The following is a 19,123-nucleotide window of genomic DNA, read 5'->3' as shown; positions in this document are numbered from 1 at the left end:
GTCCAGCTCGGTTTTCCAGGCCCCGGCACCGTTGTGCGCAAGTTTTGGCTGATAAGCTCCCGGCCTGTTCGGGTGCCGCAGGCGTGGCTGGCCAGTGTGTGGATCCTCACTGACGACGAAATACCTGTTCTCGTGCTTCAGGATGTCTTTTTCGTTGTGCCGATACAGGCCCTGCTCGCTTGGCTTTGCCCCTTGTGGCAACGTCATGTCGTACTCGTAGGACTTCAGGTCCGCATTCCAGAGGCGGATCTTGCCGTCAGGGAGCTCAACCTGTTTCAGCTGGTTGATAAAAGACGATGGTTTGACTGGCGCAGGCGTACCGCCCGGCAACACATGCCCGGCAGCCATGATTGCCAACTGGGCGAAATTGATCATGACGCCGGTGAGATGGGCAGCGGCGTCTTCCTTGTCCCCTTTGCTCCACTCTTCAATCCCTTCCATGGTTTCGAACAGCATCTGCCCGACCATCGCAGCCAGAACCGCCTCCCCAAGGCCCGGGACCAACATGGCACCAAAGTTGAACACGTTCCAGCCGATATTCAGGTAGCTGGTCAGCCGATTCCAGCGGGTGGCACTGTCTTCATCGTCGGTCGGCACGGCGATCTGTCGCGCATCGGCAATCGCTTTGTCCACCCGCCACCGACTAAGCTGCGGCCAGAGATCGCCTGAAATGACATTGGTAATGGGCTCCGCGTCGGGGTTCTCGACCGCGTTCTCTCGCCACCACGGCCCCATGTCCAACGGCTCGCGCTGCGTCCAGGTAAAGGTCGTGAACCGCTCCCGGACTCGGCTGAAGAATCTGCCCTGGTCTTTGTGCGCCACGAACCGACTGAAAAACTGTTGATAGTCCGAGGTGCGCAATTGGCTCGTCAGCGTCTTCATGAAGTCGGTGAACGAGGCATATTCCTTGAGCGGATGATCGGGGTCGTCGGGAACATAAGCGATCAGCCTTCCCTCCAGACGACTTTGTTCATGGATATCGTCGCGGCGAAACACTTCCTCGACCATAGCGCTGGGACCGTTGGCAAAAAACGCCTTGAGCACCTTGAACTGCTCAAACTCCTGYCCCGGTAGAAGCATCAGCCTACGCGACCACTCCATCATCGTTCGCCGATGTTCTGGAACCAGGCTGTCAAAGGTTGTTTTGATGGTCGACGGATCAGCCACGGCACTGAACAGCACAATACCGGTCAGCTTGAACCCCATGAGTGACAGTCGATGACAGTGCAAGGGACGATTACCCAACCGTATGTCCGTCTTGTCATCGCGCACTTGTTGCAACTTCCCATAGACATCGGAAGTGATGTCCTTCTTCAAATAGGCTATGAGCGCCGATTCGTTGAAAGCTGCTTTTTCACTGGCAATGGACTGTAACTCAAGTATTGCCCTGGCCTCGACATCTACAGGCCTCAGCAAAGCCGTGATGTGTCGTTGATACTGCGCTCCGATGTCCAGTGTCCGACACAGGGCTGCAAACTTCTCGACGGTCAGTTCATGGCGCAAGGGAGCGCCTTCGGCGTCCGTCGTAAAGACGCCAGAACCCTCGCGAAATGCCCCCGCCAGGGTTTCAGGTTCTTCGAAGTTATGCAGGGCGGCTTCCAGCAGTGTGGAGTGTCTGAGTCGACTGGCATTCGTATCGACGGCACCAAACCCCAGTTTGGCGGGAACATAAAGCCGCAGTGACGTCGCCTTGACATCCAGTTCCAGATTCAACTGTTCCTTCAACGCCTGAACGAGCAACGGTTCAGCGAACCCTTTAATATCCTTTTGCAAATCCCCCAGTGTTTTGTCCAGCGTGTCCCGCAAACCCCAGTGTTCATTAATGAGCTCTTTCAGGTATTGGCGGTCGATACCACGTGCATTGCTGTACCACTCGGGAAAGGCGGGTTTCAGATCAGTGATCGATGCAAGCCTTGAAACCGGTGCATTTTTCAGCAGCGCTGGAATGTTCCCCACTAAATAATCGAGGTACTTGTTTTCGTTGTCGCCAACCGCCACCGGGGAAGCATCCGGGAGCGGCACTTTTGATAATTACCCTGACAACCACCGTGGCTGATCCTGCTCGTCAACGGTAGTTTTGACCCGATCTTAAAGGCGCTAGAATGCGAGACAGTCCAGCGCTTACTGCGTGGAGCCTTCGACCATGCGTCTATCCGAATTCATCGTGACTCACGTCGACCGCATCGTCGACGAATGGGAGCAGTTCGCCCGAACCATAGCCCCCGACCCTGACTCCATGGACCGGACGCTCCTGCGCGACCACGCCACATCGATCCTGTTGGCCGCTTCCCGCGACATGAAGACCGCCCAGACCGCCCGCGAACAAGCGGCCAAGGCCAGGGGCGAAGGCCCGGAAAAAACCCCGGGCCTGGAGAAGGCAGCCGCCAGCCATGGCGAGCTTCGGCATAACGTGGGGTTTGATCTGGTGCAGATGACCTCTGAGTTCCGGCATTTGCGGGCCAGCGTGATTCGCCTGTGGGTCAACAGCCTGGAGTCGCCGGACGTGGCGTATTTGCAGGACATGATCCGTTTCAACGAAGCCATCGACGAAGCCCTGGCCGAGTCCACTGCGGCCTACGCCGAGCAGGTCAATCGTTCAAGGGACATCTTCCTGGCCATTCTGGGCCATGATCTGCGCACCCCCTTGCAGGCGGTGAACATGTCCACCGAGATGCTGCTACGCAAGGCCAAACTGGACACCGACGCCCAGACCTATGTGACAAGCATCAAGACCAGTGCCCGGCACATGGCTGCGATGGTCAGCGACTTGCTGGAGCTGGTACGCAGCCGACTGGGCAGCAGCCTGCCGATCGAACCGGCACCGATGGACCTGGCCGCCACCGCAAAAGCTGCGCTGGACGAAGCCGGCGCCGGTCAGCCCGGCTGTAACTCGCAACTGATTGTCGAGGGCGACACCCATGGCATCTGGGACCGCACGCGCCTCGGCCAACTGCTGCAAAACCTCATCGGTAATGCCTTGCAACACGGTGCCGATCACCGTCCGGTAACCCTGAGCATCATCGGAGAAAAAGATCAGGTGACGCTGGCCATGCACAACCATGGCGAGCCGATTTCCGCCGAGGCACTGCCGACGATTTTCGACCCACTGGTACGCAGCGCCAGCGAAGAACTCGCCGGCCCTTCCACCAGCCTTGGGCTCGGCTTGTTCATCGTCAAACAAGTGGTCGACGCCCACCAGGGCACGATCGAAGTCAGCTCCAGCGAGGCCGAGGGCACGACGTTCAGCGTGGTATTACCAAGGGTGTCGCGGGTGGTTTCCTAGACGCAGGTTTAGTCTGCTATTCGACCAGCAACCGCCCCAGCCGCTGCCTGAGCATCCGGTTTTCGGTGCGCAGTTGCTGCACTTCTTCGAGCAGGTCGAGCGCCAGGGCGACGCCTTCCCATTCCAGCTCAAGGTCTCGGTGCAACTTGGCGGCACGCCTGGCGACCGCCAGTTCATAGTCGTTGAAACGCCAATCCTTAGGCTGCGCGCCCTGAGGTTCGAGGATGCCGTGTTCGACGATTTCGATCACGTAGACGTCCGGTAAATCGGTCGCCTCACAGAATTCTGCCATGTCCAGTTGAACGATCAGGGGGTTGCTCATGATTGGCTACTCCTTCTCTTGGATCAAAAATGCTCCCGCGGATTAAAAGCGGCTTTCTTCGCCAGCTCTTGCCACAGCGCCTTGACGTCATCGTCAGTGTGTTTAGGCATCACCGCCTTGAGTTGCACGAACAGGTAACCGCGATGGCCAGCCTTGTTCAGCAAGCCGTGGCCTTTGGCGCGCATGCGCTGGCCGTTCTGGCTACCGGCTGGAACTTTCAGGTTAATCTTGCCGGTGAGGGTCGGCACCGCGACTTCCGCACCCAGCGCCAGCTCCCACGGGGCCAGCGGCAGGGTGATGATCAGGTTTTCACCTTCAACATCGTATTTCGGGTGCGGCGCAAAACGAATAGTCAGGTACAGGTCGCCATTGGCGCCGCCACCGACACCCGGTGCCCCCTGGCCCTTGAGCCGAATGCGCTCACCATCGGTGACACCCGCCGGAATCTTCACGTTCAGGCTTTTGCTGGTATTGCTGACATGCTGGCCGGCCGCGTTGTACTGCGGCACCTGGAAGCTGACCTTCTTCGATTCGGTCGACAGGGTTTCTTCCAGAAAAACCGGTAATTCCATTTCCACGTCTTGCCCTCGACGACCGGCACTGCGGCCTGACTGTCCACCACCAAAGCCACCACCACGGTTGCCGAAAATCGAACTGAAGAAGTCCGAAAAGTCACCACTGTCCTGACCGCCACCAAAACCACCCGCACCACGCCCCTGCCAACCCGGCGGGCCCTGGAACGGTTGGCCATGCTGGCCGTATTTGCGCAGGTCGTCGTATTCGGCGCGCTTGTCGGCGCTTTTCAGCGCTTCATAGGCTTCCGAGACATCCTTGAACTTGGCCTCGGCGTCCTTTTCCTTGCTGACGTCGGGGTGGTATTTGCGCGCCAGCTTGCGATAGGCGGCCTTGATCGCCTTATCGTCAGCAGTCGGCTCCACACCGAGAATCTTGTAATAGTCTTTGAAGTCCATCGAGGGAATCACCATCCGTTATCGATATCGCGCAGCCAGGCACAGCATGCACTGATTGGCTGCCACAGGCTTGACCGATCTCAAGTATATGATCGGACAGCGCATCAGAAGTTTATCGGCAGCTCGAGCGGATCACTTGATCACCGAGTGGCTGCCACGCCATGTCCGTATGTTTGGGGAACAAGGATAGTCTTTCAAGTGAGCGGTGACCTTGAATTTAGCGGATAGTCGGCCTTCGATTCTGCGCCGCTCTGACATACACTGCGCGGCCGTTTTTTAACCGGAACCTGAAAGACATGAAAAACGCATCTCCGGCCCGTGCCTGTGGTATCGACTTTGGCACGTCCAACTCCACTGTCGGCTGGCTGCGCCCTGGCATGGAAACGCTGATCGCGCTGGAGGACGAGAAAATCACCCTGCCGTCGGTGGTCTTCTTCAACATGGAAGAACGCCGCCCGGTGTACGGCCGGCTGGCGCTGCACGAGTACCTGGAAGGCTACGAAGGCCGCTTGATGCGCTCGCTCAAAAGCCTGCTGGGCTCCAAGCTGATCAAGCACGACACCAGCGTCCTGGGCACGGCAATGCCGTTCAAGGACCTGCTCGGGCTGTTCATCGGCCAATTGAAGAAGCGTGCCGAGACCGCCGCCGGTCGAGAATTCGAAGAAGTGGTGCTGGGGCGTCCGGTATTTTTCGTCGATGACGATGAAATGGCCGACCAGGAAGCCGAAAACACCCTGGTGGACGTAGCCCGCGCCATCGGTTTCAAGGACGTCTCGTTCCAGTACGAACCGATTGCCGCAGCGTTCGACTATGAGTCGACCATCGAAAAGGAAGAGCTGGTGCTGATCGTCGACATCGGCGGGGGTACCTCGGACTTCTCCCTCGTGCGCCTGTCCCCTGAGCGACGCGGCCATGACAACCGTCACGACGACATCCTCGCCACCGGCGGCGTGCACATCGGCGGGACCGATTTCGACAAGCAACTCAGCCTGCAAGGCCTGATGCCGCTGTTCGGCTACGGCAGCCGGATGAAAAGTGGCGCCTACATGCCCACCAGCCACCACATGAACCTGGCGACCTGGCACACCATCAACTCGGTGTACTCGCAGAAGTCGACCCTGGCGTTGGGCAGCATGCGTTACGACATCGAAGACACCGGCGGTATCGATCGCCTGTTCAAGCTGATCGACCAGCGCGCCGGGCACTGGCTGGCAATGGAAGTGGAAGAAACCAAGATCCAGCTGACCCATGCCGACAGTCGCCACGTGCCGCTGGACCGGATCGAACCGGGCTTGAGCGTCGAACTGAGCCGGGCGTTGTTCGAGTCGGCCATCGACAACCTGCTGGAGCGGGTGCGCAACAGCGTGAGCCAATTGCTCAACGACGCCAATGTGCGTGTCGACCAGGTGGATACAGTGTTCTTCACGGGTGGTTCGAGCGGGATTCCGGCGCTGCGTAACAGCGTGTCGGCGATGCTGCCGAACGCGCAGCATGTTGAAGGGAACATCTTCGGCAGCATCGGCAGCGGCCTGGCGATCGAGGCGATGAAGCGTTACGGCACCTTGGCCTGACACAACCCCTGTGGCGCGCCCATCGCGAGCAGGCTCGCTCCCACACTGGATCTCCTGTGCACACACTATTTGTGAACACAGGTGAGCAAATGTGGGAGCGAGCCTGCTCGCGATGAGGTCAGTCCAGGCACTACAAATGCCAGATCAAACCATCCCGATCAGCTTCAACTCGCTCTTCAGGTACGCGTAATAAATCGGCCCCGCCACCACCCCCGGCAGGCCGAATGCGGCTTCGAACACCAGCATTGCCAGCAACAACTCCCAGGACTTGGCACTGATCTGCCCACCGACAATCCGTGCGTTGAGGAAGTATTCCAACTTGTGGATAAAGATCAGGTAGCCCAGCGCCGCCACCGCAACCCAGATCGACAACGACAAGCCGACGATGGTGATCAGCGTGTTGGACATCAGGTTGCCGATCACCGGCAGCAAGCCCAGCAGGAAGGTCAGCACGATCAGGGTCTTGGTCAACGGCAGCTTGATCCCGAACAGCGGCAGGATCACCGCCAGGAAGATCCCGGTAAAGAAGGTGTTGAGCAGGGAAATCTTGATCTGCGCAAAGACGATATTGCGAAACGCTTGAACCAGCAGGTGCAAACGATCGAACAGTGCCGCCGCCAGGGGTTTGCGCTGGGTCAGGTCAGGGATGCGCTGCAAGGCGATGATCGCCCCCAGCACCATGCCGATCAGCAACGTGACGAACATGTGCGCGGCGTCTTTGCCGACCAGTTGCAGGTCGCTCAGGTGTTTGCTCAGCCACTCGCCGATGGCCACGCGAAATTCAGCGGCGCTGGCGGGCAGGTAAGCGTCGATGAATGGCGGTAACTGGCCCCGCGCCTTGTCGACCACCAGCATGAATTTGTCCAGGGAAGCCCCGGGGTTTTCCGCTTCATGCAGCAGAAAACTGATAGCACCGGCAAAAATCAGCGCCAGTACACTGACCACCAGCGTGCCAAGCAAGGCCACGGCCAGCCAGCGTGCGCGCCGCCCTTCGATCAGTCGTTGCAACTGCGGGGTGAGCATGTTGACCAGTTCGAACACCAGTAACCCGGCCAGCAGACTGGGCAACAGTCGCAGCGGTRTCACCAGCAGTAGCCCATCGCTCACACACTCGACCGTGTTTTACTCAAACGGATTATTTTTTCTTCAGGCAATCGCTCATGAAGGTTTTGCGCGCATCACCTTTAAGCGCCTGCGCGGTAGCGGTGGCGTTGCAGGTTTTCATCTTCTCTTGTTGAGGGGTCATCGGCTTGGCTGCTTCTGCCGCCGGTGCGGCTTTCAGGCAGGTACTCATAAAGGCTTTGCGCTCATCACCCTTGAGGGCTTTCGCGGTGGCGTCGGCGTTACAGGTGGCCATTTTGTTCTGCTGAGCCGTGGCGGCAAAGCCCTGGGAGCAGAGCAGCAGACCGATCATCAACAAAGGGATACGCAGCATCTTCATGGAGTTTTCTCCTTGTTACCGCGCCGATGGGCACGGCCTCGAGGGGGAGTGTAGACAAAGCCCGTTACACCTTCACCTACTATCCAGCGTGGTCCGTCGATACTGCTCCGGCGTGCAACCGGCCTGGCGCTGAAACATCGCGATAAACGCCGACGACGTGCTGTAGCCCATATCGAAGGCGATCTCCTGAATGCTGCGCGAGTTGTCCAGTGCTTCGATCGAAGCGAGGAAACGCAGGCGTTGGCGCCACTCACCGAAGCTCATGCCCAGTTCGCGGACAAACTGCCGGGCCAGGGTTCGTTCGCTGACGTGGATTTGCTCGGCCCACTGCGCCAGTGGCCGATTGTCGCCCGGTGATGCCTGCAAGGTTTCGAGCACACCGAGCAATCCGACGCTGCTGGCGTAAGGCAAATAACAGTTATGCACTGGCGCTTGTTGAAGCTGATCGACCAACACCTCGGCCAGGCGCTTGTCTGCCGGGCGCTCGGGGATCTTGACGTCGCGGGCAGCGAAGTCCTTGAGGATCGCCTTGAGAATGTCACTGATCGCCAGCGTGCAGGCCTGTTGCGGCAGGTCGCGACACAGTGGCGGCGAGAGGCACACCGCGCGGTAATTGATCGGCTGGTTGCTGTAGAAACTGTGCTCGGTCTGCGGCGGCACCCACACCGCGTATTGCGGCGGCGACATGAAGCGGCTGCCGCCGATTTCCATGTGCAATACGCCGTGGGCCGAATACTCCAGCGTGCCCCATGGATGGCGGTGAGCCGAGGCAAAGCGGTGAGCATCAAAGTCGGCATAGCGGAAGTACACGGGGGCCGGCAGTTCGCTGAAATCCAGCAGATCGATGTGTTTACTGTTCATGCTGTCTGTCATCAGGGGCAGGTTGTCTGGATCGAAGTATAGACGCGCATCCAGACAGGGGATAATCACCCCCGTCATTAACGTTCTGGTTTTTCCCATGCAATACGCTTATCCCCTGCTGGCCATTTTCATCTGGGCCGGCAATACCGTGATCAACAAACTGGCAGTCGGCGCGATCTTTCCCGCCGAGATCGGTTTTTATCGCTGGCTGCTCGCCGGAATGCTGTTCACGCCATTCATGCTCAGACCGGTGATGCGTCATTGGGCGGTGATTCGCCCGAACCTGGGCAAGGTCTTCGTCCTCGGCGTGCTTGGTATGGCGGTCTATCAAAGCCTGGCCTACTTCGCCGCAACGCTGACCTCGGCCACCAACATGGGCATCATCCTGTCGCTTATGCCGTTAATGTCGCTGGCCATGGCCATTATCAGCCTCGGCCAACGACTGACCGCCGGCGCGCTGGCCGGTGCGGTGCTGTCGTTTGCCGGCGTGCTGGTGGTGGTTTCGTCCGGCAGCCTGGGTGCGCTACTGGAACACGGGGTCAACCTGGGCGATGCGATGATGCTGATCGCGACCCTGGCCTATGCGGTCTACAGCACCTTGCTGAAAAAATGGCAGCTGCGTTTGCCGCCGCTGGTGCTGTTGTATTTGCAGGTGCTGGTGGCAGTGGTGGTGTTGTTTCCACTGTTCATGGCCTCGCCCAAAGTCGGCCCGACTTTGCAGAACATTCCACTGGTGCTTTATGCCTGCCTGCTGGCCTCRATGCTCGCGCCACTGGCGTGGATGCAAGCGGTGGTGCGTCTGGGGCCAAGCCGAACCACGCTGTTCTTCAACTTGCTGCCATTGATTACCGCATTGATTGCGGCGGTGGTGCTGCATGAGCAACTGGCGCTGTATCACTTGGTGGGTGGAGTGCTGACGTTGGGTGGGGTGATTCTTTCGGAGCGTTGGACCTTGGCGTTGGGCCGCAAGACCTGCGTTGCCTGATCTGACCTCATCGCGAGCAGGCTCGCTCCCACATTGGATCTGTGTCGTTCACAAATTCCCTGTGGGAGCGAGCCTGCTCGCGATGAACGATAACCCGATCAAACTCCTTACACTCCCGCCGCCTTCAACCGCTGCGCATGCTCGACAAACAACCGCACCGGATCCGCTCCCTTGCCCACCAGCCCCAGCGACTGGTTGACGATGTCGAAGTGATCCAGCGGGTACTCATCGCCAATCACCGTGCCCAAGTGCGAGCTGTAGCGCCCGACCATACCGTCGCAATGCCCCGCTTCGCGGACGAAGGTGGTGGCGAACAAGCGACAGCTGCGGTTAGTGCCGTCGAACAGGTTGCCGCCACGGTCGGTCTTGCCCGATTGCAAGGTCCCTGACCACGAGTAATAGCGCACGCCGTTGACCAGCTCCGGCCCATGCCCGCCCCAGGTCTCGGGCAATCCCTGTGGATAACACCGGTTGAACAACGCAACCCCTTCGCTGGTCAGCGAATTGTGCGAGGCATGCACATCCACCGGCCATTTGTGCCTGCGATGACCGGTTTCCAGCAGCCCCATCAGCCACGCAACCAGCTGCAACAAGGCGCTCAGCACACGGCCTTTTGCACTGTCGGGCGGACAGTGTCTGTGCAGGTAGTCCGCCAGCTCCGAGCCATGGTTAGGCCCCGCTACGGAGGTCACCGAGGCTACCTGGTCCGGGCGCTTGGCGGCCGCGTAACGGGCGGTCAGCGAACCTTGGCTGTGGCCGATCAGATTGACTTTGCCCGCGCCGGTTTCGCGCAATATTTCATCGATTTGCACCAACAGCTCTTCACCGCGCACTTCGTTGGAGTTGACCGGCGAAACCTGAACCGCGATCACTGTCGCCCCACCCCGGCGCAGCGCCGAAATGATCCCGTACCAGTAGGGGTAGAACAGCAGGCGAATAAAGCCGAGCATTCCCGGGACCAGCACCAAGGGATAACGCGTGGCGGTCTCTTGCGACATGGGCAGACATCCTTGTCATCGAGTAAGAAGGCCCAGGGCGGGATGCAAGTTGTCGCTCACGAGCATCGCCACCGAGGATGACACCTTCACGACCAGTCTATGACATTCCAGCCCCCCTACTTCAAGCCCACGCGGCGGCAATCAGCAGAAACACCCAGGCCATTTCAAAACACCCTGGACAGCGCCAACAAGCGTTGCTCAGCCTCGGCAGATGAAACCGCAAACGTCCGTTCGGCGGATTCTTCGCCTTCGGCCGCGACCACGGTGATGTCGTCGATGCCGATAAAACCCAGTGCGGTGCGCAGCAGCGGATCGGCGTGGTTCATCGCTTCATTCTCGCCACCGGGGCCAAAACCAAAACCGCCACGGCTGGTGATGATCAGGGCTTTTTTCCCCTTCACCAATGGCTCGTACTGGGCGATGCCATTGTCCAGCGAGTGATTGAAGGTCAGGCCCAGGCGCACGATCTGGTCGATCCAGGCCTTGAGGCCGCTGGGCACGCTGAAGTTGTACATGGGCGTGGAGATCACCAGCAAATCGTGGTCGAACAGCTCGCCGACCAGTTCATCGCTGAGCRCCAGGTCGGCCTGCATCGACAGCGGCCGAGACCCGGGCTCAGGATAAAACGCCGCGGCGATGAACGCTTCGTTGACCGGCGGGATCAACGCCCGACCGACTTCACGACGGCTCAACCGCGCGTGCGGATGATGGGTCTGCCACGCGGCAAGAAACACTTCGGCCAACCGCCGTGAGTGCGAACGGTCACCACGAGGACTGGCGTGTATTGCAAGAATCTTACTCATCTGAATTTCCTTGAAATGACTAAACCTGAAAGATCAAACTGTGTTGAAGCAGCTGGCTTTAAGCTTGAAGCGCACAGCCACCTGTCTTCAAATGAGTAAAAGTCAGTCAGGATGAATCCATTTCATCCATGGAGTTTTCGGATGTTTGCCTCGCTGCCCCTGACCGCCCTGCGCGCGTTCGAATCCGCCTCACGGCTGCTGAGCTTCAAGGCGGCTGCCGATGAACTGTCAGTGACGCCGACAGCGATCTCACATCAAATCCGCTCGCTGGAAAACTGGCTCGGTGTGCCGTTGTTCGAACGTTTGCCGCGCCGCGTGAAACTGACCGACTGCGGTGAAAGGCTGTTCCGCAGCCTGCATGGCGCCTTGCTCGAAGTGGCGCATAGCGTCGACACCCTGCGCCCGCAACGCAGCGGCAGCACGCTGATGATTTCCACCACGCCAGCCTTTGCCACGCTGTGGCTGGTGCCGCGCCTGGGGCGCTTCTACGCCAGCCACCCGAACATCAAACTGCGGCTAGACACCCACTGCGAGGTCATCGACCTGCATCAGGACGCGAGTGTCGACCTGGTGATCCGCTACAGCCTCGACGACTACCCGAACCTCTATGGCCAGTGCCTGTTCGATGAGCAATTCGGGGTCTACGGTTCGCCCGAGCAAGTCGCCCTGGGCAGCAGCCGGACACCGACGCTGATCAGCGTGAATTGGCACAATTCCAGGCTCTACGCCCACGGCTGGGAAGCCTGGTGCGCACAAGCCGGGGAAACCTGGCTGAGTCGCCATCCCGTCACGCGTGAATACGACGAAGAGCATTACGCCCTGCAAGCGGCGATTGCCGGCCAGGGGCTGGTGCTGGCGAGCAATATTCTGGTGTCGGAAAGTGTCGCCAGTGGTTTGCTGGTGGGGTATCGCCCTGAGGTTCAGGTGGATGGCGCCGGCTACAGCGCACTGTGTGTGCCCGGTCGCGAACGGCATCCGCCCGTGCGGGCGTTTTTCCAGTGGCTGGATGAAGAGGCAAAGCTTTCGGGGCTTTTGCCAAAATCGCAGCCATCACACGAACGCCCGTAGGTGCCGCCACTGGCTACGATGATCGTTCCCACACGTGGGAACGATCACTGACAGCCGACTATTTGGTCGGCTTGACCGTCGCCGGCGCCTTGCCCGCCTTCATTTGCGCCAACAACGGCACGCACTGATTCGGCTCACCGCCACTCGGCGCCACCAGCGCCAGCAGCCCCGCCGCCGGACCGGCAATCACGCCCAGCGCCACCATCCCCGCGCCCCGCAACATCAGCGGCACGCCCTTCACGCCGGTATCCGGCTTGATGAACTTACCGCGCACATACAGCGGCGAACGCAACGAGATCACCCGCACGCCCTTGGACTCTGGCGTGATGGTCAGGTCGAGCTGCTCAGTGGCCATGTTCGCCGTGCCGTCGATGTAGACGATCGCGTTCTCGGTGTCGAACACAAACAGCCGGGAGGTCGCCAGACCGTTCTTGACGTCGAAGTCGGCCGCCGCGCAATTGATCTTCACGTCCTGGTCGCCAAAAATTTTCCCGACCACATAATTGCCGACATTCAGCCCGGCCAACTCCATCAGTTGGCGACTGATCGCACCGTCGTTCATCAACAGCTTCAGATCACCATTGGAGCTGCCCAGCAACGCGGCCACCGAGTTGCCGTGACCCGCGAGATCGGCGTCACCGTTGAGTTCCCCAAAGCTGGTTTTCATCGTCTCGAAGCTCGGGAACAGTTGCTTGAGCTTGAAGCCGCGCGCGGTCAGTTTCGCCCGTCCTTCCAACGGAACGACAAGGCCGTTCAGACGGACCTGCGCATCGAGCTTGCCGCCCGCGACGCCAAAGCGCAGCGGCTCCAGGCTGATCTGACCATCGTTGAGCACCAGGTGCGTATAGAGATCGGTAAACGGCAGCTTCTCGCTTTGAACAATGCGTTTGCCGGTGAATTCGACATCCGCGTCCATATCGCGCCAGCGCTCGGTATGGAACTCCTCGACCGGCAATACCTTGTCCGCCGGCTGCTTGCTTTCGCCGCCCCGGGCCTTTTGCTTGGCATTGGAGTCGGCGCCGATCAACGGCGCGAGGTCGGCGAACAGCAGTTGATTGGAGACCACCGCGCCACTGAGCTTGGGCCGTGGCTGGCTGGCGACATACGTCAGGTCGCCGTGAATATCGCTGCTGCCGATGGTGCCGTTGAATGCCTCGTAGTGGAACGTCGCACCGTCCGCCTGGCCAACTCGACGCTGGTGTCGGCAATCTTCACCTGCGCGTGCAACGGGAACGGCTTGGCCGCGTCCTGTAATGCCAGCAGCCCGCCAACCTTGCCTTCGCCCGCGAGTTTCTGACCGTGGTACTGGCCTTTGACCTTCAGTGCGAATGCATAGTCTTGCGGCGCCGAGCCCTTTTCCAGGGCTTTCTTCGCGGCTTTATCACCGACGATGTCACTGAACGGAATCGGCTTGCCCAACAGGTCGATCAGCAGGTCGAGCTGTGTGTTGAGGCTCTGGTCATCGAGCGTGACGTGGCCCTTGTCGAAGCCGATTGCTCCGATGTCTACCACCCAGCGGGACGGTTCGGCGTTCGGGTCCTTCGGATCAAATTTGAAGGTCCAGTTGGCGCGGCCATCAGCCAGACGCTGCAGATCGGCATTGGGTTCGGTGAGGTCGATGCGTGGAATCACTACCCGTTGCGCCAATAGCGCCAGCGGCGAGACCCGCAGCTCAACGCGTTTGAGGCTGGCCATTTGCGGCTTTTTCGACCAGTCCGGGTTGCCCAGGCTCAAGTCCTCGGCCACCACATGCGGCCACGGCACCCAGGCGCGCCAACCGCCTTCATCAACTTCACGCTTCCAGGTCACCGTCAGGTTGCCATTGATGGCGAAGGGGCGGTGCAGTTCTTCGGAGACTTTGCTGTTGAGCGGCGGTTTGATCCGGTTCCAGTCGAAGAACGCGATGATCACCACCAGCAGCGCCATCAGCAGCACGAGACTGCCAACAACCCAAGCGAGAATTTTACGAGTGCGCGTCATTGCACGGGGCTCCTGATTACGACTCAGCGCCCGAACTGCGACGCACATATGAAACGGTAGGCCAGAATCGGCGGATTATAGAAATTACGACTGGCAAATGGCTCACAGGTTTAACGCCCTTCCATTCGGGTATAAAAAAACCATTTTTCCTGACCGGTCAGCCAGCTTCCGTTACCCATCCTCGCGCTTTTTCGTCGCGCGAGTGAGTCGAAAATACCCACCTCGGTGCAAAAGCGTTCCGCGGAAACGTGTGATCTAGAGGCTTTCGGCCGAACAATCAATTCCGTTGATTATTACCATTGCCTTTATGAACTTTTATATCGACTTATCGAGAGTAGCATTAACTTCGTACCCACTTTATAGCCCTCCCAAGGAGCAGCCCATCATGAAACGCCAATTACTGCTTAGCCTGACCCTTTCGATGTTAGCCAGCACCGCTTTTGCTCTGCCAGCTGCCGATCAGGCAACTCCACAAGTCAAATCCAGCCATACGGCTTATAGCCAAACGGTTGCCGACGGTGCGAATGGTAACGAACGTCTGAAAGAAAAAGGCCTGATTACTCAGGACGGCTACGACAAGACACCACAAGGCCAGATCCTTGCCTCTGATGGTTCCGATCGCACTCCACAAGGKCAGACCCTGGCTTCCGACGGATCCGATCGCACCCCACAAGGTCAGACCCTGGCTTCCGACGGTTCCGATCGCACTCCACAAGGTCAGACCCTGGCTTCCGACGGATCCGATCGCACTCCACAAGGTCAGACCCTGGCTTCTGACGGATCCGATCGCACTCCACAAGGTCAGACCCTGGCTTCCGACGGTTCCGATCGCACCCCACAAGGTCAGACCCTGGCTGAAGGTGGTGGTGACCGTGTGATCGAACGCAACGCTAGCCTGAGCTAAGGCCATGCTGGCCCGGAAAAAAGCCCGATCTCCTGGATCGGGCTTTGACTTTATGTAACTCGCACTCCCCGCCCCACCTTCCTTTACACAAGTTCGACGCCATCAAAGCTGATTTGCTAGAGTGCGCCGCTGTCCTTGATTAGAAGTCAGCCGCCTGATGCTGCCCCGCGCCGAACAGAAACAACAGACCCGCAACGCCTTGATGGACGCTGCCCGCCACCTGATGGAATGCGGCCGAGGATTCGGCAGCCTGAGTCTGCGTGAAGTGGCGAAAACCGCTGGTATTGTCCCGACCGGTTTCTACCGGCACTTTGCCGATATGGATCAGCTGGGGCTGGAACTGGTCAGCGAAGTCGGCCAGACCTTCCGCGAAACCATTCGCCTGGTGCGCCACAATGAATTCGTCATGGGCGGAATCATCGATGCCTCGGTGCGAATTTTCCTTGATGTGGTCGCGGCCAACCGTTCGCAGTTCCTGTTTCTGGCGCGCGAACAATATGGCGGCTCGCTGCCAGTGCGCCTGGCCATCGGCACACTGCGCGAGAACATCAGCTCGGACCTGGCCGCCGACCTGTCCTTGATGCCCAAACTGCAACACCTCGATTTTGCCGGGTTGTCGGTCATGGCCGACCTGATCGTCAAAAGCGTGTTCGCTACCCTCCCCGACATCATCGACCCGCCCGCCGAAGCCTTGCCCGTTCACCTGACGCCACAGGCGAAGATCACTCAGCAACTGCGCTTTATCTTTATCGGTCTCAAACACTGRCAAGGCCTGGGCAGTACCGAGTAATCATTTAAAAAGATCGCAGCCTGCGGCAGCGCTCTTTTTATGCGCTACAAAATGGTGCGCACAAAACCTGCGCGCACCAAACCCACCCGCACTTATTCAAAATCCCGCAACATCCAGAAACATCTTCTACGCTCTGACAGGGTTTTCCTACGTCTCGTCCGATTGGCAAGCCCCTTGCTCTAGCCTGAGCATTGTCCTTTGCTGGAAGCCTTCCAATGCTGGTGATTCATCGCAGAATCGACCCTCAACCCGTCTGGGCCGCCGAGTTGCACCTGAACTTCGAGGCGCGCAGTAAAAGTCGCCTGCGCTGTTTCAGTGCCGAAGGTGAAGACGTCGGGTTGTTTTTGGAGCGCGGGCAGCCACCGCTGTACGACGGCGAATGCCTGGAGGCCGAAGACGGCCGCATCGTCCGCGTCTGTGCCCGCCCCGAACAACTGCTGCACGTCACCTGCGCCAATACGTTCGAACTGACCCGCGCCGCCTATCACCTGGGCAATCGCCACGTAGCCCTGCAAGTCGGTGATGGCTGGCTGCGCCTGCTCGACGATTACGTGCTCAAAGCCATGCTCGAACAGCTGGGTGCGCACACCGCAAACATCGAAGCACCGTTCCAGCCGGAGCACGGCGCCTATGGCGGTGGCCATCATCATTCGCGGCACGGCGACGAGGACTTCAACTATCCGCCGAAACTGCACCAGTTCGGCGTACGCACGTGAACCCGGCCTGGGCGCTGCTGCGTCTGGCCAGCCCGCAATTGCCGATTGGTGGCTACAGCTATTCCCAAGGCCTGGAAATGGCTGTGGATAACGGCCGCGTAAACGACCCGGAATCGGCCAAACGCTGGATCAGCGATCAGTTGCTGCTGAACCTGGCGCGTTTCGAAGCGCCGCTGCTGCTCGCCCATTGCACTGCCGCCGCCAATGAAGACTGGCCGCAGTTGCTGCAACGCTGTGAGGAACACCGCGCCAGCCGGGAAACCCGCGAGCTGCATCAGGAAAGCCGGCAAATGGGCTATTCCCTGCAGCAACTGCTCAACGGTTTGCCGGAACTGGATGACGCCGCCCGCAGCTTTCTCGCACAACGCAGCGAACCGCATCTGGCCCTCGGCTGGGCGCTGGCCGCACGCGCCTGGCAGATCAGCCCGCAAGACGCACTCGCCGCCTGGCTCTGGAGCTGGCTGGAGAATCAATTGGCGGTGTTGATGAAAACCCTGCCACTGGGCCAGCAAGCCGCACAACGGCTCACCAGCGAACTGCTGCCGCTGCTGCAGCAGGCCCAGCAGAACGCCTCAAGCCTTGACCCTCAACATTACGGCAGCGCCGCTTTCGGCCTGTCCCTGGCATGCATGGCCCATGAGCGCCAGTACAGCCGCCTGTTCCGTTCCTAGGGCCTGTTATTTTGGAGAATCACATGAACACACAACCTCTGCGCGTCGGCATCGGCGGCCCGGTCGGTTCCGGCAAAACCGCGCTGACTTTGGCCTTGTGCCTGGCGTTGCGTGATCGCTACAACCTGGCAGTGGTCACCAACGACATCTATACCCGCGAAGACGCCGACTTTCTGGTGCGCAACGAAGCGCTGGCGCCCGAGCGGATCATTGGCGTGGAAACCGGCGGCTGCCCACACACGGCGATCCGCGAAGATGCATCGATCAACCTCGAAGCAGTGGATCAACTGAACCGACGCTTTCCCGGTCTCGATCTGATTCTGGTGGAGTCTGGTGGCGACAACCTGTCGGCGACCTTCAGCCCGGAACTCTCGGACCTGACGATCTACGTGATCGATGTCTCGGCCGGCGACAAACTGCCGCGCAAGGGCGGACCGGGGATCTGTAAATCCGACCTGCTGGTGATCAACAAGATCGACCTGGCGCCGCTGGTGGGCGCATCGCTGTCGATGATGGACAGCGACACCCAACGCATGCGCGGCGGCAAGCCGTTCGTCTTCAGCAATCAGAAAACCGGCCAGGGCCTTGAGGAAATCATCGCCTTCATCGAGCGCCAGGGGCTGCTGACCGCAGCCTGAAACTTATCCACAGGCGTTATCAACAAGGAAGCTTACTCATGACACTCAAACGCATCTTCGCCGCCGCAGCCCTGCTGCTCACGCCCGCACTGGCCTTCGCCCACCCGGGCCATGGCGACAACGGTTTGCTGGCCGGTATCAGCCACCCGATTGGCGGTCTCGACCATTTGCTGGCGATGCTGGCTGTGGGGTTATGGGCCGCGCAACAAAAGGGCGCAGCGCGTTGGGCACTGCCGTGTACCTTTGTCGGCGTCATGCTGATTGGCGGCCTGCTCGGGTTTGAAGGCTTGAACCTGCCGGCGCTGGAAAGCGGGATTGCTGCTTCGGTGCTGGCGCTGGGCCTGGCGGTGGCATTGGCGGTGCGTCCGCCGTTGAGCCTGGCGATTGGCGCGACAGCGCTGTTTGCCTTGTTCCACGGCGTGGCGCATGGTCTGGAGTTGCCGGAGATGTCCAGCCCTTGGGCATATGCCGCTGGCTTCATTGCCGCGACTGCCGCCCTGCATGCTGCCGGTTATGCAATGGTGCGCGTATTGCCTCAGGCCGCTGCGCCGCTGGTTCGGGTGGCGGGTGCTGCGTCGGCGGCGACAGGGTTTTGGTTGCTCGCCAGCTGCTACGGACCCCACTCCTGCACTCCTTTCGCAAGCCTACGACCCGCCTGCCTGCTACCATGTCGCGCAAACACTCCTGCCGTGACGACGCCAGCCAATGCCSSATGCTCCCCGCTCCGCCTCCCAGCCTGAATTGACCGCCCTGTTCGCCTCTGTGCAGCAGCACTTCCAGGACGTGATCGTGCCGCTCTGGCAAGGGCYCGGATGGAACGCAGACATGGCGCTGCCGTATGAAGGGCTGGACGCCGGACACCAGCCATTGCCGCCACAACGCTACCGGGCCATGGCCTGCGCGCGGCAGCTGTACCTGTTCGCCAGCCTGATCGGTGACGTGCCGGCCGCCGAAGAGCGCGCCGCTGCGCTGTTTCGCTCCCTGCAACGGCATTTCCACGATGCCGAGCACGGCGGCTGGTTCTACAGCATCGATGCCCATGGCGCGCCGCTGGATCAGCGAAAAGACCTCTACACCCACGCCTTCATTCTGTTTGCCTGCGCCCATTACTGGGCCTGGGC

The 19,123-nt window shown here is 59.8% G+C and carries 18 protein-coding genes and 2 pseudogenes; 11 read left to right on the top strand and 9 right to left on the bottom strand.

Translation table 11 applies throughout. The features are described from left to right. The coding region (locus AC1DH9_RS18835; RefSeq protein ID WP_477808568.1) for a dermonecrotic toxin domain-containing protein at nt 1-1,998 on the bottom strand (1,998 nt) is incomplete at its 3' end. Nucleotides 1,999-2,143: 145 nt separating this feature from the next. Between AC1DH9_RS18835 and AC1DH9_RS18830 the strand changes: the two genes are divergently transcribed. Next, nucleotides 2,144-3,283: a sensor histidine kinase gene (locus AC1DH9_RS18830; protein WP_427538200.1), complete on the top strand. Its 1,140-nt coding sequence runs from the start codon at nt 2,144-2,146 to the stop codon at nt 3,281-3,283. 16 nt (nt 3,284-3,299) lie between these two features. On the opposite strand, the gene AC1DH9_RS18825 is transcribed toward AC1DH9_RS18830, so the two are convergent. Next, a complete protein-coding gene (locus AC1DH9_RS18825) occupies nt 3,300-3,605 on the bottom strand; it encodes a chaperone modulator CbpM (RefSeq protein WP_427538203.1) in 306 nt (101 codons plus the stop codon). Between the two features lie 23 nt (nt 3,606-3,628). Further along, complete coding sequence (locus AC1DH9_RS18820) at nt 3,629-4,576, bottom strand: DnaJ C-terminal domain-containing protein (protein WP_427538206.1); 948 nt, start codon at nt 4,574-4,576, stop codon at nt 3,629-3,631. Nucleotides 4,577-4,872: 296 nt separating this feature from the next. Here AC1DH9_RS18820 and AC1DH9_RS18815 point away from each other — a divergent pair, with 296 nt between their 5' ends. Further along, complete coding sequence (locus tag AC1DH9_RS18815) at nt 4,873-6,147, top strand: Hsp70 family protein (RefSeq protein WP_427538209.1); 1,275 nt, start codon at nt 4,873-4,875, stop codon at nt 6,145-6,147. Nucleotides 6,148-6,291: 144 nt separating this feature from the next. On the opposite strand, the gene AC1DH9_RS18810 is transcribed toward AC1DH9_RS18815, so the two are convergent. The 3 genes from AC1DH9_RS18810 to AC1DH9_RS18800 form a co-directional block, all read right to left on the bottom strand. Then, complete coding sequence (locus AC1DH9_RS18810) at nt 6,292-7,254, bottom strand: AI-2E family transporter (RefSeq protein WP_477808567.1); 963 nt, start codon at nt 7,252-7,254, stop codon at nt 6,292-6,294. 28 nt (nt 7,255-7,282) lie between these two features. Then, nucleotides 7,283-7,588 (bottom strand): PsiF family protein, encoded by a 306-nt coding sequence (locus AC1DH9_RS18805; RefSeq protein WP_019693799.1) that lies wholly within the window; start codon nt 7,586-7,588, stop codon nt 7,283-7,285. Nucleotides 7,589-7,660: 72 nt separating this feature from the next. Then, entirely contained in the window at nt 7,661-8,449 is a 789-nt protein-coding gene (locus tag AC1DH9_RS18800; protein WP_427538212.1) for an AraC family transcriptional regulator, read from the bottom strand. 97 nt (nt 8,450-8,546) lie between these two features. Here AC1DH9_RS18800 and AC1DH9_RS18795 point away from each other — a divergent pair, with 97 nt between their 5' ends. Next, nucleotides 8,547-9,434: a DMT family transporter gene (locus tag AC1DH9_RS18795; protein WP_427538215.1), complete on the top strand. Its 888-nt coding sequence runs from the start codon at nt 8,547-8,549 to the stop codon at nt 9,432-9,434. Between the two features lie 107 nt (nt 9,435-9,541). Here AC1DH9_RS18795 and AC1DH9_RS18790 read toward each other — a convergent pair whose 3' ends face one another. Together AC1DH9_RS18790 and AC1DH9_RS18785 are read right to left on the bottom strand one after the other, a co-directional pair. Beyond that, nucleotides 9,542-10,432 (bottom strand): esterase/lipase family protein, encoded by an 891-nt coding sequence (locus tag AC1DH9_RS18790; protein WP_427538218.1) that lies wholly within the window; start codon nt 10,430-10,432, stop codon nt 9,542-9,544. 164 nt (nt 10,433-10,596) lie between these two features. Further along, the gene (locus tag AC1DH9_RS18785; RefSeq protein WP_477808566.1) at nt 10,597-11,235 is read right to left on the bottom strand and encodes an FMN-dependent NADH-azoreductase; all 639 of its coding nucleotides are present in this window, start codon (nt 11,233-11,235) and stop codon (nt 10,597-10,599) included. Between the two features lie 141 nt (nt 11,236-11,376). On the opposite strand from AC1DH9_RS18785, the gene AC1DH9_RS18780 reads away from it, so the two are divergent. Continuing rightward, nucleotides 11,377-12,303, top strand: a complete 927-nt coding sequence (locus tag AC1DH9_RS18780) for a LysR substrate-binding domain-containing protein (RefSeq protein WP_427538224.1) — start codon at nt 11,377-11,379, stop codon at nt 12,301-12,303. A gap of 58 nt (nt 12,304-12,361) precedes the next feature. Here the strand turns inward: AC1DH9_RS18780 and AC1DH9_RS18775 are convergent. Beyond that, nucleotides 12,362-14,283: pseudogene (locus tag AC1DH9_RS18775) on the bottom strand (AsmA family protein). A gap of 385 nt (nt 14,284-14,668) precedes the next feature. On the opposite strand from AC1DH9_RS18775, the gene AC1DH9_RS18770 reads away from it, so the two are divergent. The 7 genes and pseudogenes from AC1DH9_RS18770 to AC1DH9_RS18740 all read left to right on the top strand — a co-directional run. Next, entirely contained in the window at nt 14,669-15,187 is a 519-nt protein-coding gene (locus AC1DH9_RS18770; protein WP_427538230.1) for a WD40 repeat domain-containing protein, read from the top strand. A gap of 157 nt (nt 15,188-15,344) precedes the next feature. Continuing rightward, on the top strand, nt 15,345-15,977 hold the full coding sequence (locus AC1DH9_RS18765; protein WP_477808565.1) for a TetR family transcriptional regulator: 633 nt from the start codon (nt 15,345-15,347) through the stop codon (nt 15,975-15,977). Between the two features lie 215 nt (nt 15,978-16,192). Then, nucleotides 16,193-16,693, top strand: coding sequence for an urease accessory protein UreE (gene ureE, locus AC1DH9_RS18760; protein ID WP_427538236.1), 501 nt, complete (start codon nt 16,193-16,195; stop codon nt 16,691-16,693). Further along, nucleotides 16,690-17,364 (top strand): urease accessory protein UreF, encoded by a 675-nt coding sequence (locus AC1DH9_RS18755; protein ID WP_103316275.1) that lies wholly within the window; start codon nt 16,690-16,692, stop codon nt 17,362-17,364. Before ureE ends, AC1DH9_RS18755 begins: the two co-directional genes overlap by 4 nt. 23 nt (nt 17,365-17,387) lie before the next feature. Continuing rightward, entirely contained in the window at nt 17,388-18,002 is a 615-nt protein-coding gene (gene ureG / locus AC1DH9_RS18750) for an urease accessory protein UreG (protein ID WP_054595395.1), read from the top strand. A gap of 38 nt (nt 18,003-18,040) precedes the next feature. Continuing rightward, nucleotides 18,041-18,607, top strand: a pseudogene (locus AC1DH9_RS18745) (HupE/UreJ family protein); the annotation flags it as partial. Between the two features lie 100 nt (nt 18,608-18,707). Beyond that, nucleotides 18,708-19,123: AGE family epimerase/isomerase (locus AC1DH9_RS18740; protein ID WP_477808564.1), on the top strand; the 416-nt coding region annotated here is incomplete at its 3' end.

This window comes from Pseudomonas sp. 05T35 (assembly GCF_056396605.1).
The sequence above is the reverse complement of the archived record's forward strand: the minus strand, read 5'-3'. Positions and strand labels throughout refer to the sequence as shown.

Excerpts from the sequence above, each read along its gene's own strand:
- AC1DH9_RS18830 (WP_427538200.1), top strand. The coding sequence starts at position 2,144 with ATGCGTCTATCCGAATTCATCGTGACTCACGTCGACCGCATCGTCGAC.
- AC1DH9_RS18815 (WP_427538209.1), top strand. The coding sequence starts at position 4,873 with ATGAAAAACGCATCTCCGGCCCGTGCCTGTGGTATCGACTTTGGCACG.
- ureE (WP_427538236.1), top strand. The coding sequence starts at position 16,193 with ATGCTGGTGATTCATCGCAGAATCGACCCTCAACCCGTCTGGGCCGCC.
- AC1DH9_RS18780 (WP_427538224.1), top strand. The coding sequence starts at position 11,377 with ATGTTTGCCTCGCTGCCCCTGACCGCCCTGCGCGCGTTCGAATCCGCC.
- AC1DH9_RS18800 (WP_427538212.1), bottom strand. The coding sequence starts at position 8,449 with ATGAACAGTAAACACATCGATCTGCTGGATTTCAGCGAACTGCCGGCC.
- AC1DH9_RS18790 (WP_427538218.1), bottom strand. The coding sequence starts at position 10,432 with ATGTCGCAAGAGACCGCCACGCGTTATCCCTTGGTGCTGGTCCCGGGA.
- ureG (WP_054595395.1), top strand. The coding sequence starts at position 17,388 with ATGAACACACAACCTCTGCGCGTCGGCATCGGCGGCCCGGTCGGTTCC.
- AC1DH9_RS18825 (WP_427538203.1), bottom strand. The coding sequence starts at position 3,605 with ATGAGCAACCCCCTGATCGTTCAACTGGACATGGCAGAATTCTGTGAG.
- AC1DH9_RS18805 (WP_019693799.1), bottom strand. The coding sequence starts at position 7,588 with ATGAAGATGCTGCGTATCCCTTTGTTGATGATCGGTCTGCTGCTCTGC.
- AC1DH9_RS18820 (WP_427538206.1), bottom strand. The coding sequence starts at position 4,576 with ATGGACTTCAAAGACTATTACAAGATTCTCGGTGTGGAGCCGACTGCT.